13 protein-coding genes are annotated in these 17,885 nt (G+C 66.7%); all 13 read left to right on the forward strand.

The window, feature by feature from the left end; translation table 11 throughout:
• Positions 1-2,788, forward strand: a 2,788-nt coding sequence (locus RMO97_RS13440; protein ID WP_409035316.1) for a beta strand repeat-containing protein, incomplete at its 5' end; no start/stop codon positions are given.
• A gap of 176 nt (positions 2,789-2,964) precedes the next feature.
• Positions 2,965-5,049, forward strand: coding sequence for a tetratricopeptide repeat protein (locus RMO97_RS13445; RefSeq protein ID WP_310541564.1), 2,085 nt, complete (start codon positions 2,965-2,967; stop codon positions 5,047-5,049).
• A gap of 38 nt (positions 5,050-5,087) precedes the next feature.
• On the forward strand, positions 5,088-7,385 hold the full coding sequence (locus RMO97_RS13450) for an FkbM family methyltransferase (protein WP_310541565.1): 2,298 nt from the start codon (positions 5,088-5,090) through the stop codon (positions 7,383-7,385).
• 63 nt (positions 7,386-7,448) lie between these two features.
• Entirely contained in the window at positions 7,449-8,399 is a 951-nt protein-coding gene (locus tag RMO97_RS13455) for an SDR family oxidoreductase (RefSeq protein ID WP_310541566.1), read from the forward strand.
• Positions 8,400-8,428: 29 nt separating this feature from the next.
• Positions 8,429-9,202: a hypothetical protein gene (locus tag RMO97_RS13460; RefSeq protein WP_310541567.1), complete on the forward strand. Its 774-nt coding sequence runs from the start codon at positions 8,429-8,431 to the stop codon at positions 9,200-9,202.
• 292 nt (positions 9,203-9,494) lie between these two features.
• Positions 9,495-10,346: a flagellin gene (locus tag RMO97_RS13465; protein WP_310541568.1), complete on the forward strand. Its 852-nt coding sequence runs from the start codon at positions 9,495-9,497 to the stop codon at positions 10,344-10,346.
• 307 nt (positions 10,347-10,653) lie between these two features.
• Positions 10,654-11,478 carry a flagellin gene (locus RMO97_RS13470; RefSeq protein WP_305703408.1) on the forward strand — a complete coding sequence of 275 codons (825 nt, stop codon included), beginning with the start codon at positions 10,654-10,656 and terminating at the stop codon, positions 11,476-11,478.
• Between the two features lie 122 nt (positions 11,479-11,600).
• The gene (locus RMO97_RS13475; RefSeq protein WP_310541569.1) at positions 11,601-11,885 is read left to right on the forward strand and encodes a hypothetical protein; all 285 of its coding nucleotides are present in this window, start codon (positions 11,601-11,603) and stop codon (positions 11,883-11,885) included.
• A gap of 186 nt (positions 11,886-12,071) precedes the next feature.
• On the forward strand, positions 12,072-12,899 hold the full coding sequence (locus RMO97_RS13480; RefSeq protein ID WP_310541570.1) for a flagellin: 828 nt from the start codon (positions 12,072-12,074) through the stop codon (positions 12,897-12,899).
• Between the two features lie 146 nt (positions 12,900-13,045).
• Complete coding sequence (locus RMO97_RS13485; protein WP_310541572.1) at positions 13,046-15,844, forward strand: hypothetical protein; 2,799 nt, start codon at positions 13,046-13,048, stop codon at positions 15,842-15,844.
• A 57-nt stretch (positions 15,845-15,901) separates the two neighbouring features.
• The gene (locus RMO97_RS13490; RefSeq protein ID WP_310541573.1) at positions 15,902-16,600 is read left to right on the forward strand and encodes a hypothetical protein; all 699 of its coding nucleotides are present in this window, start codon (positions 15,902-15,904) and stop codon (positions 16,598-16,600) included.
• Positions 16,601-16,709: 109 nt separating this feature from the next.
• The gene (locus tag RMO97_RS13495; protein ID WP_310541574.1) at positions 16,710-17,087 is read left to right on the forward strand and encodes a hypothetical protein; all 378 of its coding nucleotides are present in this window, start codon (positions 16,710-16,712) and stop codon (positions 17,085-17,087) included.
• A 155-nt stretch (positions 17,088-17,242) separates the two neighbouring features.
• The gene (gene ssb / locus RMO97_RS13500) at positions 17,243-17,734 is read left to right on the forward strand and encodes a single-stranded DNA-binding protein (protein WP_304821064.1); all 492 of its coding nucleotides are present in this window, start codon (positions 17,243-17,245) and stop codon (positions 17,732-17,734) included.
• The last annotated feature ends 151 nt before the right edge of the window (positions 17,735-17,885 follow it).

Below are 17,885 nucleotides of genomic sequence, written 5' to 3' on the forward strand. Positions count from 1 at the left end.
GGTTAAGGCGCTATCCACGACCCAGCTCAGGGCCCTGGACACCACCGATGTGGCCGAACTGTCCTCGACCCAGATCGGCGCCATGTCGGCGGCGCAGATCGGCGCCCTGTCCTCCACCAGCCTGGGGAGCCTGGACTCGACTCAGCTCGGCGCCCTGACGGCCGCCCAGGTCGGCGCCCTGTCCAACACCAGCCTGTCGGGCCTGGACGCCACCCAGATCGGCGGCCTGACCACCACCCAGGTGGGCGGTCTCACGACGACCCAGATGAAGGGGCTTTCCACCACTGACTTCGGGGAGCTGACCTCGACCCAGATCAACGCCCTGTCGGCGGCCCAGTTGGGGGCGATCACCGCCACCAACATCGGTTCGCTGGACGCCACCCAGGTCGCAACGCTGTCGACCACCCAGGTCAAGGGTCTGGCCACGACCCAGCTTTCGGCGCTGAGCGGAACCGACGTGGCCGAATTCACCGCCACCCAGATCTCGGCGCTCAGCACGGCACAGATCGCGGCCGTGACCTCCACCGGCATCGCGGCCCTGGACGCCACCCAGACCGCCGCGCTGTCGACCACACAGGTCAAGGCCCTGACCACGACCCAGATCCGGGGTCTGGACAGCACCGACATCGGGCAGTTCACCGGCGCACAGGTGGGGGCGCTCACCAGCAGCCAGCTCGGCGCCCTGACCACCACCAACATCACCGCCCTGGACGCCACCCAAGTCGGCGCCCTGACGGCGGCACAGATCGGTTCGCTCTCGGCGACCAACCTCTCGGCCCTGGACGCCACTCAGACCGGCGCCCTGACCACCACCCAGGTGGCTGGCCTGACCGCGACCCAGCTGCGGTCGATGTCCACCACCGACTTCGGTGAGCTGACCTCGACCCAGATCGGCTCGCTCTCGGCGGGTCAGCTCGGCGCCCTGACGGCCACCAACCTGGCCAGCCTGGACGCCACCCTGGTGGGCGGCCTCTCCACGACCCAGGTCAAGGGTCTGGCGACGACCCAGCTAAGCGCGCTGTCGGCGACCGATATCGGCGAATTCACCTCGACCCAGATCGGCGCCCTGGCGGCGAACCAGGTCGGCGCCCTGACGGCCAACGCCTTCTCCGCTCTGGACGCCACTCAGGTTGCGGCCCTCTCCACCACCCAGGTGAAGGGCATGACCACGACCCAGCTGACCGGCCTCAACGTCACCGACATCGGCGAACTCTCCGCAGATCAGATCGGCGCCCTGAGCCCGACCCAGCTGGGCTCCCTGACGGCCACCAACATCTCGGCCCTCGACCAGACCCAGGTGGCGGCGCTCTCCGTCACCCAGGTCCGCGGCCTGAACGGGACCCAGCTGAGAGGACTCGACACCACCGACGTCGGTGAACTGTCGGCGACCCAGGTCGGCGGCCTGACCGCGGCCCAGATCGGCGCCCTCTCGGCCACCAGCATTCAGAGCCTGGACAACACCCAGATCGCCGCCCTGGCCACCACCCAGATCTCGGCCCTGACCAGGGAAGCCCTGTCGGCTCTCGACGCCACACAGACCGCCTCCCTGACCACCACCCAGGTCGGCGCCCTGACCACCAGCCAAGTGGCCAACCTCTCGGCAACCGACTTCGGCGAGCTGACCTCGACCCAGATCGGGGCGCTGTCGGCGAGCCAGGTCGGCGCCCTGACCAGCACCAACCTCTCCAGCCTCGACTCCACCCAGGTCGCGGCGCTCTCCACCACCCAGGTGAAGGGCCTCACCGTCACCCAGTTGAGGAGCCTGCAGACCACCGACATCGGCGAATTCACCGCGACCCAGGTGGGCGCGCTGAGCACGGCCCAGGTCTCGGCTCTGACGGCCACGGGACTCTCGGCCCTGGACGCCATCCAGGTGGCGGCGCTCTCCACCACCCAGGTGAAGGCGCTGGCCACCAGCCAGCTCGCCGGCCTCTCCACCACCGATATCGGCGAGTTCGCCGCCACCCAGATCGGGGCCCTCAGCGCCAGCCAGTTCGCGGCTCTGACCGCCACCAATATCGGAGCCCTGGACACGACCCAGATCGAGGCTCTCTCCGCGGCGCAGATCGGGGCCCTGTCGGCCACCAGCCTCTCGACCCTGGACGCCACCCAGGTGGGTGCGATCTCCACGACCCAGGTCGCGGGCCTGACCACCACCCAGTTGAAGACCCTGAGCACGACGGACTTCGGCGATCTGAACTCGACCCAGATCAACGCCCTGTCGGCGGCGCAACTTGGGGCGCTGACGGCGACGAACATCTCGTCGCTCGATACGACCCAGTTCCAGGCGCTCTCCACCACCCAGGTGAAGGGCCTGACCGCGACCCAGCTTTCGGGCCTGAACGTCACCGATGTGGCGGAGTTCGCCGACACCCAGATCGCGGCCCTGACGGCGGCCCAGATCCCCGGCCTGACAGCGACGGCGGTCTCCGCCCTCGACTCGACCCAGACCGCGGCCCTGAGCACCACCCAGGTCAAGGCCCTCACCACCACCCAGCTGAGGGGCCTGTCCACCACCGACGTCGGCGAGCTGGCCACCACCCAGTTCGCGGCCCTGACCTCGACCCAGATCGGGGCGCTGTCGGCCACCGTCATCGCCGGCTTCGATGCGACCCAGGCCAACGCGCTCGCAACGACCCAGATCACCGGGCTTACCGCCACCCAGCTCGATGGACTGTCGGCGACCAGCATCTCGGGCATGGACGCCACCCTGCTGAACGCGATGACCGCCACCCAGGTCCAGAGCCTGGATAACGATCAGGTCGCAGCCTACATCGCCTCCACCTGACCGAGGTGGGCGTGAGCTTCCGCGCCGGGCCTTCGGGTCCGGCGCGGATGGTCGCATTGCGGTTCCTGGTCTGGAACCCAGGCCCCGGAGGCGCCACAACAGGCTGACGGGATCCCCTGGCCGAGTCGCCGGCCGAGCGGGTTCGGCACGGCTGGAAGGGCAAGCGCGAGACCATAATGTCCCAGGATCTCTTCCTCGCAGCGCTGCAGAAGGCCACGGCGGAGACCCTCGGTCTGGCCGAGTTGATCAATACCGCCAATGCGCTGAGCGGGGCGGGCAGGGGCGATCTGGCCCAGCAACTCTACAAGGTCTGGGGCGCGCTCAATCCCACCCATCCGCAGCTCTATGTCGCCCACTTCAACCGCGGCTGCCTGCAGACCCAGTCCGGCGACCTTCCCGGCGCCATAGAGGCCCTGACCGCCGCCATCACCCTCGATCCGGACTTCATGCCGGGCTACATCAACCTCGGCGGCGTGCTGGAGCGCAGCGGCCAGCCCGACGAGGCCATCGCCCTGTGGCAGACGGCCCTGCAGAAGGTCTCCGCCATCACCGGCCAGGGGTTCGGCTACAAGCTGTCGACCCTCAAGCAGCTGGCCCGCATCCTCGCCGACACCCAGAAGATCGAGGCCGCCGAACAGGTCCTGCGCGAGACCCTGACCCTCGACCCCACCCAGCGGGACGTGATCGAGCAGTACCTGGCCATGCGGCTGGTCCAGTGCAAATGGCCGGTGGTGGAGCCGCTGCCGGGCCTGGAGAGCGCTGACCTGGTCACCAACATCCACCCCCTCTCCATGGCGGCCTATACCGACGACCCCCTGCTGCAGCTGGCCGCGGCCGCGCGCTATGTCGGGCTGACCGCCGAGACGCCCCTGGCCGCGGCCGGCGAGGATCGCCGGCACGCTCCCATCGACGTCCAGGGCCGCCGCCTGCGGGTGGGCTACATCTCCTCGGACCTGCGCGACCACGCGGTGGGCTATCTGATGGCCGAGCTGTGGGAGCTGCACGACAAGGCCAAGGTCGAGGTCTTCGCCTACTACTGCGGCATCCCCTCGGTGGACGCCCTGAGCCTGCGCACCCGCGCGGCGGTGGAGCACTGGACTGACATCCGGCCGCTGAGCGACGCCCAGGCGGCCGCGAAGATCGCCGCGGACGGCATCGACATCCTGGTGGACGTCAACGGACACACCCGCGAGTGCCGCACCGGCGTCTTCGCCCTGCGCCCGGCCCCCATCCAGGTCAACTGGCTGGGCTATCCCGGCACCATGGGCAGCCCCTACCACCACTACATCATCGCCGACGGCTGGATCGTGCCGCCCGGCTCGGAGATCTACTATTCCGAGAAGGTCGTGCGGCTGCCCTGCTACCAGCCCAACGACCGCAAGCGGGTGGTGGCGGCCGAGCGTCCGACCCGGGCCGAGGCCGGACTGCCCGACGACGCCTTCGTCTTCTGCTGCTTCAACGGCGCCCAGAAGATCAGCCGCGCCACCTTCGAGCGCTGGCTGACCATCCTGAAGCGGGTGGAGGGCAGCGTGCTCTGGCTGCTGGAGAGCACCGGAGAGACCCATGCCCGCCTGCTGGCCTTCGCGGCGGGGCAGGGGGTGGCCGCCGAGCGCCTGATCTTCGCCCCCAAGCTGCACAACGCTCTGCACCTGGCCCGCTACCCCCTGGCCGACCTGTTCCTCGACACTGGCGCCTATGGCGCCCACACCACCGCCTCGGACGCCCTGTGGATGGGGGTGCCGATGGTCACCCTCTCGGGCCGTGGCTTCGCCGCCCGGGTCTGCGGCAGCCTGGTGCGGGCGTCCGGCCTGGTGGATCTGGTCTGCGCCAGCCCGGACGAATACGTCGAGCGCGCCGTCGCCCTGGGCCAGGACCGCGCGCAGATCGCGGCCTACAAGGCCCAGCTCGAGGCCAACCGCGACACCTGCGACCTCTTCAACATGGAGAAGCTGGTGAGCAGCCTGGAGGACCTCTACGCGACCATGGTGGTGGACTATCAGCAGGGCGCCCTGCCGCGCCCAGACCTCACCAATCTCGACGCCTATATGAGGGCCGGCGTGGATCATGATCACGAGGGCCAGGAGATCCTGGCCATCGAGGACTACCATGGTCTCTACAAGGCCAAGTTGGCCCGCCGCCACCTGGCCCGGCCCATTCCCCCCGACGCGCGCGTGTGGACCCAGCAGGACATCGCCCTGGCCGAGGGCGAGCCGCCGGCGTCCGAACCCCAGGCCCGCCTGCGCCGCGCCGCGGCCGACTGACCGCCCCCGCGCCTGCGTGCGCCTGAACTGGAAGACGCATGACCCGGAAGGTTCTCGAACAGCTCCGCGACCAGGGCTATGAACCGGCCTCCATGCTGGATGTCGGCGCCAATGTCGGCGGCTTCACCGAGGGGTTCCTGCAGGTCTTTCCAGATTGCGTCCCGATCCTGGTGGAGCCCAATCCCTATTGCGAACCCGAGCTGGTGAAGCTGGGCTTCGAACGGCACATGGTGGCCGCCTCCGACCAGGCGGGCGTCGCCGAGCTGTTCCTCAGTAAGGACTGGCTGCAGTCCACCGGTGTCTCTCTCTACCGCGAGGACACCCATTATTTCAGCGAGGAGAAGGTTCTCAAGCACGCCGTGCCCAAGGTGCGGATCGACGACCTGTTCGCCGGCCGCCGCTTTGACTTCGTGAAGATCGACACCCAGGGCGCCGAGGTCGACGTGCTGAAGGGCGGGGCCGCCGTCCTGGCGCAGGCCGACTACATCCTGCTCGAGGTCTCGATGGTCGAGTACAATATCGGCGGCGCCAAGGCCGAGGATGTGTTCGCTCAACTCGACACCATGGGCTTCCACTGCTCAGAGATCGTCGAGTTCCATCGCCTGGACGACGTACGCCAGAACGGCCTGCTGCAGATCGACGTGCTGTTTGAGCGCCGCAGCAAGCGGGCCAGCGCCGCGACCCAGGCCCTGTTCCAGCTGGGCCAGGCCCTGGCCGCCGAGGGCCGCACGAGCGACGCCCAGACGGTCTTTGAAAATCTGATCGCCCTGCGTCCGCACGACGAGCCGGCCCTGTGGGCCCTGATCGAGATATACACCGCCCAGGACCGGATCCTGGATGTCCTGCGCGCCCTGCGCTTCATCCGGCAGGGCAGGGCCAATCCCAACAGCTTGCTGGAGGAGATCCAGACCCGCGCCATGCCGGCGATCGGCAAGTTCAACGCCCACCTCGAGGCCGGCGAGACGGTCGAGGCCGAGAAGTACGCCGCGGCCCTCGTGGCCCTGATCCCCAACAGCGAGCCGATGCTGACCGCCGCCATGAGCTGCAACCAGGTGCTCAGGCGCTGGGGCGAGGTGGAGCGCTACGCCCGCGCCCTGCTGAAGGTCGATCCCACCAACCACGTCGCCCAGATTGTCATGGCCGCCGCCAATCGCACCTTGCCCCCCGCCGCGCCAGCTCCGGCCCCCGCCCCCGCTGACCCGGCCCTGGCCGAGATCGCCGAGAAGATGGCCCTGGCGCTGGCCCCCGGTGACCTGCACCCGCTGCTGCGTCTGCGCGACATCCATGACGTGGTCAGCCTGATCCTCTGCCGGCCGCTGACCCCCGACAGCGAGACCCAGATCGTCACACTTCTAGCCGCCGCGGCCGCGCTGGAGGTGGTGGTGGAGCCCGGGTCGGAGTGGGAGGGCTGGCATAAGCACTACCGGCTGCTGCTGGACGCCGTGGACCTGGCGGCGGTCAACGCCCCGACCCCAACCCCGGCCCCCGAGTCCGAGCTCGCCTTCGTGTCGTCCACCGGCGGCGCCCTTGATTGGAACGGCGTGCGCGCCGCGGCCGATCGCCTGGGCGCCCGGGCGGTGTTCTTCGCCGCCGCCGACGAGACCTATGTCGACCTCTACGCCCGCTGGTACGCGCTTTCGGTGCTCAAATACGCCGATGTCCCGAGCCTGATCGTCATCCACGTGATCGGCGGCAAGGACCGCTTGGCGGCCATCGCGGCCGGGGTCGGGATCAGCGACGAGCGACTGATCTTCGCCGGCGACGACTTCGACGCCGCGGCGGTGACCACCAAGGTCTATGACGCCCCGCCCAAGGGCTTCATCGCCCGCCCGGTCGCCCACTTCCAATGCGTGCGGTTCCAGCGCCTCGGTACCCTGCTGGCGCGCCTCGAACGTCCGGTCTTCGTCTCCGACATCGATCTGATCCTGCAGCGTGGCGTCGCCGACCTGCTGGCACGCGCCGCGCCCGCCGATGTAATGTTCAATGAGAACGAGATCAGCTTCAACGCCGGCTCCCGTCTGACCGCCAACCTGCTGCTGGTGAACCCCACGGCGGACGCCCAGGTCTTCCTGGCCTTCCTGCGTGACTATATCGGACGCGAGCTCGCCCGGCCCGCGGTGACCCGCTGGATCGACCAGGTCGCCCTGATCTTCGCCCGCCACCACCTGCGGGCCCGGGGCGCCTCGCCAACGCTTGCCTACTTCGACACGACGACCGACATCAACAACGTGATGTACCCGTCCTATCAGGCCAATCCGTTCCGCTTCCTGTCCCTGTTCCACGGCTTCGACACCTCCAGCCTGGAAGGGGTGGGGGAGGGCGCCGCCGCGCAGTGACGCCTGGACCCACGGGCCCCAAGACTCAGTCTAGGTTCGGCGGCTGAAACGGACCGGACGGATATGAAGCGGATTTTAGTGACCGGCGGCGCCGGATTTGTCGGCTCGCATCTTTGCGAACGCCTGATCGAGGCGGGTCACGAGGTCCTGTGCGTCGACAACTACTACACGGGCTCGCGGCGCAACGTGGCCCACCTGCTGGCCAATCCGAACTTCGAGCTGATGCGTCACGACGTGACCTTCCCGCTCTTCGCCGAGGTGGACGAGATCTACAACCTGGCCTGCCCGGCCTCGCCGATCCACTACCAGCTCGACCCCGTCCAGACGACCAAGACCAGCGTCCACGGGGCCATCAACATGCTGGGCCTGGCCAAGCGCCGGAAGGCCAAGATCTTCCAGGCCTCCACCAGCGAGGTCTATGGCGATCCCACCATCCATCCGCAGGTGGAGGAGTACTGGGGCAATGTGAACCCCATCGGCATCCGCTCCTGCTACGACGAGGGAAAGCGCTGCGCCGAGACCCTGTTCTTCGACTACCACCGCCAGCACAAACTGCAGATCAAGGTGGCGCGGATCTTCAACACCTATGGCCCGCGCATGCATCCCAATGACGGCCGCGTGGTCTCCAACTTCATCATGCAGGCCCTGAGGGGCGAGCCCATCACCCTCTACGGCGAGGGCCTGCAGACGAGATCCTTCTGCTATGTCGATGATCTGGTGGAGGGCTTCATCCGGCTGATGAACACCGGCGACGAGGTCACCGGCCCGATCAATCTGGGCAATCCCGGGGAGTTCACCATCAAGGCCCTGGCCGAAATGGTGGTGGCCCAGACGGGCTCGGCCTCGAAGATCACCTACCAGCCCCTGCCATCCGACGATCCCAAGCAGCGCCAGCCCGACATCTCCAAGGCCCGCACCCTGCTGGATGACTGGCGGCCGACCATCGCCCTGGAGCAGGGCCTGACCCGCACCATCGCCTATTTCGACGGCCTGCTGAAAAGCGGCGCGGCCTAGTTCGGTCAAGGGTTCAGGGGCAGTCGCAGATGGACATCAAGCAACACGCCGACCTGAACACCCACATCTACCAGTTCGCGCAGGGCTATCTTGAGACGCGTGGCTGGTTTGAGAGCCTGGACGGCATTCCGCGCAACAAGGATGGCGTGGTCCCCTGGATCACCTACCCCGCCTTCGTCCAGCTTTCGCGGATCGTCCGGCCCGAGTTCAAGGTGTTCGAATACGGTTGTGGCGGATCATCCCTCTGGTGGTCGGGCAAGGTCGCGGAGGTCACCAGTGTCGAGCACGACAGCCACTGGGCCGCCCACGTGGCCGAGGGCGCGCAAGCCAACCTCAGGATCGTCGTCCGCGAGATGGACGATGCGGTCGACGAGGTCCGCCGTGCGGCGGTGGCGCCCTTCTTCGCCGATCCGCCCAGTCTGCCACTGTCGCCAAAGGAGGCGCACAACAGGTTGCACGGCCTGATGTCGGAGGAGTTCGTCGCCTACGCCACCGAGATCATGGCCTTCCCCAAGGCGCACTTCGACGTCATCGTCATCGACGGAATGGCCAGGGTCCTGAGCACCTGGGTGGCGATCTCGCACCTGAAGCCGGGTGGCTTCATCGTCTTCGATAACTCCGACCGCTGGCAGTACAACGCCGCCTACCAGATGCTGCACGCCGCGGGCTTCCGCCGGATCGACTATTACGGTCCCGGACCGGTGAACAAGCTCGAGTGGTGCACCTCGCTCTTCGTCCGTGACCTGAACGTCTTCGAGGTTGCGGTCGACAGCGCGTCCACCGTTTCGGACATGGGCTGGTAGCGGGCAGACTGCGACGCCCCAGCAAGCATCTTGCTCCACTAGGCAGAATCGAGTCCTGCCGGACGGGGCGTTGCTTTCCTCCCGGCAAGTCATGCCGGGGCGGCAAATCATCCCCGGTATGATTAATTCGCCTCTCCGAGAGGCGATATTTTCATCAATAAAATCATGATGTTAAAAAGTGAACGCGCGGCCTGAACTGGCCCGTCGCTTGCGAGAGTGTTGGCAAGGCGAAAAACCCGCCCCGCAGGCAAAAGCCGCAAACTCTCTCCCGACCAGAATGGAAGGATCCCAAATGCCGTATAATTCGGTGAACACCAACGTGGGCGCGATGGTCGCGCTCCAAAACCTCAATGCGACCAACTCCGACCTGGCGATGGCTCAGAACCGCATCAACACTGGCAAGAAGGTGGCGAACGCCAAGGACAACGGCGCTATCTGGGCTATTGCTCAGAACCAGCGCGCAGCGTCCGGATCGTTGAACGCCGTCCGGGATTCACTGCAACGCAGTCAATCCACGGTCGACGTCGCCATCGCTGGTGGGGAGACGGTTTCGGACCTTCTGCTTCAGATGAAGGAAAAGGCTCTCGCGTCCTCCGACAGCAGCCTGGATAGCGCGTCTCGCAATGCCCTGAACGAAGACTTCATGGCCCTGCGCGACCAGATCCAGAAAGCGGTCGGCAACGCATCGTTCAACGGCGTGAATATGTTGAACGGAGCCCTCCCGAGTGGTGCGGTGACAATCTCGGCCCTTGCCGATGAGTCTGGGACTTCCCGGCTCACGGTTCTGGCTCAGGATATGTCCCTCGACACGCCCGGGAGCGCGGTGGGGCTGCTGTCGACCGATTCCATTGGGACCCAAGCAGGCGCTGTGCTGATGATTGCTTCGGTCGGGACCGCTATCGCGAATGTCTCGACCGCTCTGTCAAAGCTCGGCACCGGTTCCAAATCGCTCGCCAATCACCTCACCTTCATCAACAAGCTACAGGACGCGGTCGACGCCGGCGTGGGCAACCTCGTCGATGCCGATCTTGCCAAGGAGAGCGCAAGGCTCACCTCGCTGCAGACGAAGCAGCAACTCGGTGTCCAAGCGCTGTCGATCGCCAATCAGATGCCACAGACGATCATGTCTCTGTTCCGCAGCTAGTTGGTCGCTGCGCCGGGCGGGCGCCCCCCGTAAGGGGTGGCCCCGCCCGGCGAGCTCTTTGAACTGCTGGGCGCCGTTTGCCGCATGAGGTCGGCAATTTCTGCCCGAGCGCCGTTGAGGTAGGCAAGTCCTGCCGTGCGCAAACGTCCCTAACAAGGGTTTAATCCAACCATTTCAATATCTTGTGGCGGGCCGATGGCTCGTGGCCGATGGTCTGACCTTGGCCTGAAACTTGCTTTTAACCACGTGGGCAAAAATGCCTGCGGTCAGCAAAACGCAGACCGGTGACCTGAGAACAAGGACACCTCTGATGCCGAATAGCGTCAACACCAACGTCGGGGCGATGGTCGCCCTTCAGAACCTCAACGCCACGAACGCCGACCTGATGACGGTTCAAAACCGCGTCAACACCGGCAAGAAGATCGCCTCGGCGAAGGACAACGGCGCCATCTGGGCCATCGCTCAGAACCAACGCGCCACCTCCGGCTCCCTGAATGCGGTCAAGGACTCCCTTCAGCGCTCGCAGTCGACCGTGGACGTGGCCATCGCCGGTGGCGAAGCCGTCTCCGATCTGCTTCTACAGATGAAGGAAAAGGCCTTGGCGGCGTCAGACTCCAGCCTGGATACGGCGTCGCGGACCGCCCTGAACGACGACTTCAACGCCATGCGCGACCAGATCGCGAAGTCGGTTTCGAACGCCACCTTCAACGGCGTGAACATGATCAGCGCCACCGGCACCACCATCGCCGCCCTGGCCAATGACGACGGCAGCTCGAAGATCACGGTCCAGGCCCAGGACCTGTCCCTGGCCGGCATCGGTTTGAGCACGGGCTCGATCTCGACCCAGACGACAGCCGCGGCCATGATCGCCACCGTCGGTACAGCGATCACCACGGTCTCGACCGCTCTGTCGAAGATGGGTACGGGCTCCAAGTCGCTCGGCGCCCACCTGACCTTCATCGGCAAACTGCAAGACTCGATCGACGCCGGGGTGGGCAACCTCGTCGACGCCGACCTGGCCAAGGAAAGCGCCCGCCTCACCTCGCTGCAGACCAAGCAGCAGCTGGGCGTCCAGGCGCTGTCGATCGCCAACAGCTCGTCTTCGGGTCTGCTCAGCCTCTTCCGCGGCTAAGCAGGCGCTCGAGGCGGCGACGCCTCGTCACCGGCCGGACCCGGCGGGGAGGGCGAAATCCTCCCCGCCGACTTCGGTCAAGCAGGGACGTTCACGGGTAGCCCCCGTCAACGCAGGGAGAAATGGAAACCAAGGCTACGAAACTGGCGTCAATCACCGACCAGACCCTCAACCAGCACCCTCAGGTTCACGCCGCGCCCGCACCGCTCGCGGTCAGGATCGCGGCCGGGGACGAAAGTCAGGCGGACTTCCGTCTGATCATCGAGGAACAGGCCGGCTCCTATGTCTACAAGACAGTCGACCGGCGGACCGGTGACATTGTGGCGCAGTATCCGAGGGAGGAACTCCTGAAGATGCGTGAGGAAGAGGACTACGCCGCCGGCACGGTCATCCGCGCCAAGGTCTGACGAGGCTCCACAGCCTCTGAATCTGCAAGGTCTCACTGCCCCGGGAACCCGGTCGGCAGGCGCTCGCATATGGGCGTTAACCTTCTGGACACCATGATTCCATAGCTTCCAGCGCAGGAAGACCGGCCCCAACGACTCGTGAAAAGAGCCGATTGAAGGGGCCGGGCGCGCCAAGGAGGCCGGGTAGTGTCAATCAGCGTTCATACCAACAAGTCTGCGCTCGTCGCGCTGCAGAACCTGAACAAGACCAACGACGAGCTGAGCGACGTTCAGAACCGTATCAATACGGGCCTGTCGATCGCGAACGCCAAGGACAACGCCTCGGTCTGGTCCATCGCCCAGGGGCAGCGCGCCGACATTGGCGCCCTCTCGGCGGTGAAGATGAGCCTGGACCGGGCCCAGTCCATCGCCGAAGTCTCCATGGCGGCGGGCGAGTCGATCTCCGACCTCCTCGTTCAGCTGAAGGAAAAGGTGGTTTCCGCCCAGGACCCCTCGCTGGACGCCAATTCCCGCACCGCCCTGGACGCCGACTTCAAGTCGATCCTGCGGCAGATCACCCAGGTCGGTCAGAACGCCAACTTCGACGGCGCCGACATCCTGGACGGCACCACCACCTCCATTCGCTTCCTCGCCAACGCCGACGCGAACGCCTACATCACCCTGTCCGGGCAAGACATGAGCCTGGGCATGGGCATCATCACCATTTTGCCCACGGCTTCGATCAACACCGTCGCCGACGCCACCCAGGCGCTGATCGACCTCGACGCCTCGATCGGCAACGTGAACCAGGCGCTGGGCGGCCTCGGGGCCCAGGCCAAGCAGATCGAGAACCACAACAAGTTCGTCTCCAAGCTGACCGACGTGCTTCAGGCCGGGATCGGCAACCTGGTGGACGCCGACGTGGCCAAGGAAAGCGCCCACCTGCAGGCCCTTCAGGTCCAGCAGCAGCTGGGCGCCCAGGCGCTTTCAATCGCCAACCAGGCGCCGCAGATCATCCTGTCGCTGTTCAAGTAATTGCGCGCGTCCCGACCCCGGGAACGTCTTGAGGTCCGGGCTTTCCAAGCCCGGGCCTTTGTCGTCTTAACGCTGTGGCTTAACCCCTCGTCATTGGCTGGCGTGCGAAGGTCTGGTCGCGGACCTGTGTTCGCGGACGGCGGGTCATGACGATCACCTTCGACACCAACATTCTGCTGAACTACTACCAGGGCCGCGCTGGTGTGCCTCTGACGTCGGCTGGCGGCGGGGCGCCGACCAAGAAGTACGCCCCGAGCGCGCCCTGGCTGCCGGGCGCCCAGACCGCCTCCAACACGCCGTCCCTGATGACCACGGCGGTCAAGAACGCCATGCTGGGTCGCAAGCTGGTGAACGAGGACGCCGCCCAGCTCGACCTCGCCGGCGCCAGCGCCGACTACAAGAAGCTGTTCGCCCTCTATCAGGGCATCGACACCCTGGCCGGGGTGGTCGACCAGATGGGGGCCAAGAATCTCAGCAGCACTGATAAGGCGCGCATTCAGTCGGTGTTCGCCAAGGGCCTGACCGAGATCACCGCCTATACCGACAAGCTCGACCTGGACCAACTGCGCCTGACCACGGCCACCGTGGCCGACAAGGCCAAGTCCACCGTCGGCGTGAACCGCGTCAAGACCGACTACACGACGCCGCCGCTGGCGTCGGGGAACATCAGCGCGCCGATCGACGCCTTCCAGGGCGATGTGAAGTTCAATATCTCGATCAAGCGGGTGAACGTCATTCGTGACGTCGCCATCGACCTCGGCGAGATGGGCGCGACGCCGCGCAACATGTCCAACGTCCTGTCCTACATCAACAGCAAGCTGGAGGCCGCCGAGGTCGGGACCCGCGTCTCGTCCCTGCGAATCCCCGGCGGCGACCGCATGATCCAGATCGGCGGCAAGTCCACCAAGGTCGGCGTCAATCCCGACCAGTGGGCGATGAAGTTCAACATCGACTCCGGCGACACCCTGACCTTCTCGGCGCCCAAGACCGAGCCGGCCATCTATCTCGCCCAAAGCGTCGGAAATCCCGACCCCGACGGCAAGTCCGCCACCAAGGACGGGGTGATCGTCAGCCAGCTGCTCAAGGTCCAGACCGACACGGCCGACGTGACGCCGCCGCCCCAGGCTGCCGGCGAGGCCAACTATATCGATGGCCGTATCTGGGCCAAGGACATGGAAAAGTCCGTGGGCACGGTCCACGCCACCCAGGTCGCCTCCGACGGGTCGGTCTATGTCCTGGCCGATGTCTCCGACAAGGTGTCCGGGCAGACCATCAAGGGCGACCAGGATGTCGCCCTGCTGAAGTACGACTCCGCCGGCAAGCTGCTGTTCACCCGCACCTTGGGGGCCTCGTCCAACGCCACCGGCATGGCCCTGGCCGTCTCGGCCGACGGCAAGATCGCCATCGCCGGCAAGGTGACCGGCGACCTGAGCGGGGCGGCCGAGGGAGCCTTGAACTCCGGCGCCACCGGCAGCTTCGCCACCCAGTCCGACAGCTTCGTCACCGTCATGGACGGCGACGGCCAGGAACTCTGGACCGAGCGCCGCGGCGCGCGCCAGAACGACGAGGCCACCAGCATCGCCTTCGGCGCCGACGGCAGCGTCTATGTCGCCGGTCGAGCTCAATCCAGCCTGCCCGGGACCACCGGGCTCGGGGGCTGGGACAGCTATATCGAGGGCTTCAAGGCCGACGCCAAGAACAAGGTCACCACCCTGTTCGTCCAGAGCGTCGGCTCCACAGGCTCCGACCGTCCCGGCGGCCTGGTGGTGGACGGTGACTCCCTGGTCCTGGCCAACAACGAGGCGGGCCGCGCGGTCATCCATCGCTTCGACGTCTCCGGCGGGACCCCGGTCGAGACCGCCACCCGCGACCTGGGCGACCTGTCGGGCGGCGTCATCGCCGGCCTGGCCCTGGACGGCGGCCAGCTGGTGATCGCCGGCTCAGCCGGCGGTGACAGCCTGTCGGCCGGGGTCACCACCCGGGCCTACACCAGCGGCCTCGACGCCTTCGCCGCGCGGATCTCCGCCGACCTGAGCGCCGGCGCCGGCGACCGGCTGGCCTATTATGGCGGCGCCGGCGACGACAAGGTGACCGGCATGGCCCTGTCCGAGGGCCGGGTCTATCTCACCGGCCAGGCGGGCACGGACCTTCCCGACCTTGACGTGAAGGGCAAGAAGGACGGCTTCCTCACCGAGCTCAACCTTGAGACCGGCGCCACGGGTTTCACCCGCCGGTTCACCGGCAAGGACGGCTACGCGACCCCCACCGCCATCGCGGTGGACAATTCCGGGGCCAGCGCGCTCGACCGCCTGGGCCTGCCCAAGGGCACGCTGGACATGACCGACTCCGTCCAGCTCAGCGCGGTCAGCGCCGTGCGGCCGGGCGATCAGTTCCAGGTCAAGGGCGGCAACGGCGGCACGTTCAAGACCATCACCATCGAGGCCGGGGAGACCATGGAGAGCCTGGTCGCCAAGCTGAAGCGCGGCCTCAACTACCAGGCCGACGTCAGCGTCGTGACCTCGGACGGCCAGCGCAAGCTGCAGATCAAGCCGCAAAACCCCCGCAACATCCTGGAGTTCGCGCCGGGCAAGTCCGGCCGCGACGCCCTGGCCCTGCTCGGCATTCCCGAGGGCGTGGTGCGCACCACGGTGCTCAGCAAGGACGGCAAGACCACCTCGGCGGACGGGAAGGGGACCTTCTACGGCCTGGGCCTGGACAAGGCGATGAACCTCAACAACGCCGAGGAGATCTCCCACACCAAGGCCGAACTGGCCTCGGCCCTCAATGTCATCCGCACCGCCTACAAGGACCTCAAGGAAGCTGCGACGCCGGAGGCCCAGAGGAAGGCCGAAAAGGCCAAGGCGACCGGCAATGTCCCGGCCTATCTGACCAATCAGATCGCCAACTACCAGGCCGCCCTCGACCGCCTCGGCGGCGGCGGCTAGATCGCCTGCCGATCACGGACGCTTGAAACCGTCACACGCGCGGTCTAGCGAGAGGCCATGGATATGTTCAATGATCGACGGATTGTGCTGGCCCTGATCGGCGGCGCCCTGGCCCTGATGGCTGGGCTCGGCATCGCCATCGGCATGGTCTCCAAGACCCGCAACGACAGGGACGCGGCCCCGCCCGCGTCGCAGGGCGGCCTGGTGGTGGAAACCACCACCGCCGACGATGGCGGCATCGACCCCGCCCGGCCCCTCCGCTGCTTCGTGGCCGGCCAGTATGTCGGCGAGGTCACCCTGTCGGAATGCGCCAAGAAGAACGGCGTGGCCACCGGCGCCCTGGACGTCGGCGTCGACGCCACCGGCGCCCTGGCCGCCGCCGATGACGCCGGCACCGTCCTGACCCCGCTGCCGCCGGTGCAGACCGCCGCCATCGAGCCCGCCCTGCCGCCGGCGCCCGCCGCCACGCCGACCGACATCATGACGCCCGCCGCGCCCGCCGGTGGCCCGACCGGCGCCTGCTGGCGCTATGCCGGCAACGCCTGGTCCCGGCTGCCGTCGGACCTGTCGCTCAACGGCTGCGTCCAGGCCCTGTTTTCCGGCCGCTGCGAGCGTCCCGGCGGGGCCACCTATGGCCGCTGGATGACCCAGACCCTGCGTCTGGTGCCCGGCAAGGTCGAGGTTTCCGGCGACAACCGCAGTTTCCGCACCCTGGCCGACCAGGGCGGCGGCTGCGCCATTTCCAGCATCGGCTAGAGCATTTTCCGATAAGTGCGACGCGGTTATCGGATCGAAAAATGCTCTAACTCTTGAACGCGTCAGAAGGCCACTCGCGCGCCGCAATCGCCCTGTGTAGTCTGTGGTCATGGTTCGCAATCTTCTCCTGCTCGGCGCCGCCCTGTTCGCCCTCGGCGCCTGCGCCAAACGCACCGTCCCGCCTGGCGACGTCGGCGTCTGCTACATGGTCGCGCCCCAGAAGGACGGGTCGCTGAAATACAACAAGCTGCCCGCCGTCCAGGCCGACCTGGAGCATTGCGCCGCGGCCCTCGAAGCCATGCGGGTCCGCTTCCTCAGCCTCGGCGGCAGCCAGTACGAGATCACCGGCGCCTATCAGGGCAACTTCATCTTCCTCCAGAAGGAGGGGATCTTCACCGCCCCCTCCCTGGAGGCGCACCGCTACGTCGCCCTGGTCCGCACGGGCGACGGCCGGCTCGCGGTCCCGGGCGCCATGCCCCGCGAATAGGCTACGCGACTTCAGGCCGCGGCAATGGCCTGTGGACGGCGGACGTCAAACATGAACGAACCCGGAACATTAATATTGATCGGCTGATCCCGCTCGTCTAGCGTGCGCGCTTGGACGTGAGCGTCCGCTCCTACGGAAAAGACAGGAAAAGCATCATGGCGGGCAGCGTCAACAAGGTCATTCTGGTCGGCAATCTGGGCGCCGACCCTGAAATTCGCAGTCTCGGGTCGGGCGACCGGGTCGCCAATCTGCGCATCGCCACCTCCGAAACCTGGCGCGACAAGAGCTCGGGCGAGCGCAAGGAAAAGACCGAATGGCACCGGGTGGTGATCTTCAACGAGAACCTCGTGAAGGTGGCCGAGAACTACCTGAAGAAGGGCTCCAAGGTTTACATCGAGGGCTCGATCCAGACACGCAAATGGGCCGACCAGTCCGGCGTGGAGAAGTTCTCCACCGAGGTCGTGCTGCAGAAGTTCCGGGGTGAGCTGACCATGCTGGACGGCCGCGGCGACGCCGAACGGGAAGAGGGCGGCGGATTCTCCAGCGGCGACCGCGGCGGCTTCTCGTCAGGCGGCGCCCCCCGCGCCCAGAGTTCGGGCCCGCGCGAGGACTTCTCCGCCGACCTGGACGACGAAATCCCGTTCTAGGCCCAGCAGTGCTTCGAACTATAAGAGAGCGGTCGGTTCCCCGGGGGCCGGCCGTTTTTCGTTGGCGAGAGCCCCAATGTCCGCCTTCCAGACCGCCCTTGAAGCCGGCGACCTCGCGGGAATCCGCGCCTGTCCCAAGGCCGATCTGCAT

The sequence above is a fragment of the Phenylobacterium sp. genome, assembly GCF_031425575.1.
GTDB lineage: Bacteria > Pseudomonadota > Alphaproteobacteria > Caulobacterales > Caulobacteraceae > Phenylobacterium.

What these genes read in the sequence shown, in the direction of transcription:
- RMO97_RS13445 (WP_310541564.1), top strand. Translation starts at nt 2,965, where the DNA reads ATGTCCCAGGATCTCTTCCTCGCAGCGCTGCAGAAGGCCACGGCGGAG.
- RMO97_RS13450 (WP_310541565.1), top strand. Translation starts at nt 5,088, where the DNA reads ATGACCCGGAAGGTTCTCGAACAGCTCCGCGACCAGGGCTATGAACCG.
- RMO97_RS13455 (WP_310541566.1), top strand. Translation starts at nt 7,449, where the DNA reads ATGAAGCGGATTTTAGTGACCGGCGGCGCCGGATTTGTCGGCTCGCAT.
- RMO97_RS13460 (WP_310541567.1), top strand. Translation starts at nt 8,429, where the DNA reads ATGGACATCAAGCAACACGCCGACCTGAACACCCACATCTACCAGTTC.
- RMO97_RS13465 (WP_310541568.1), top strand. Translation starts at nt 9,495, where the DNA reads ATGCCGTATAATTCGGTGAACACCAACGTGGGCGCGATGGTCGCGCTC.
- RMO97_RS13475 (WP_310541569.1), top strand. Translation starts at nt 11,601, where the DNA reads ATGGAAACCAAGGCTACGAAACTGGCGTCAATCACCGACCAGACCCTC.
- RMO97_RS13485 (WP_310541572.1), top strand. Translation starts at nt 13,046, where the DNA reads ATGACGATCACCTTCGACACCAACATTCTGCTGAACTACTACCAGGGC.
- RMO97_RS13490 (WP_310541573.1), top strand. Translation starts at nt 15,902, where the DNA reads ATGGATATGTTCAATGATCGACGGATTGTGCTGGCCCTGATCGGCGGC.
- RMO97_RS13495 (WP_310541574.1), top strand. Translation starts at nt 16,710, where the DNA reads ATGGTTCGCAATCTTCTCCTGCTCGGCGCCGCCCTGTTCGCCCTCGGC.
- ssb (WP_304821064.1), top strand. Translation starts at nt 17,243, where the DNA reads ATGGCGGGCAGCGTCAACAAGGTCATTCTGGTCGGCAATCTGGGCGCC.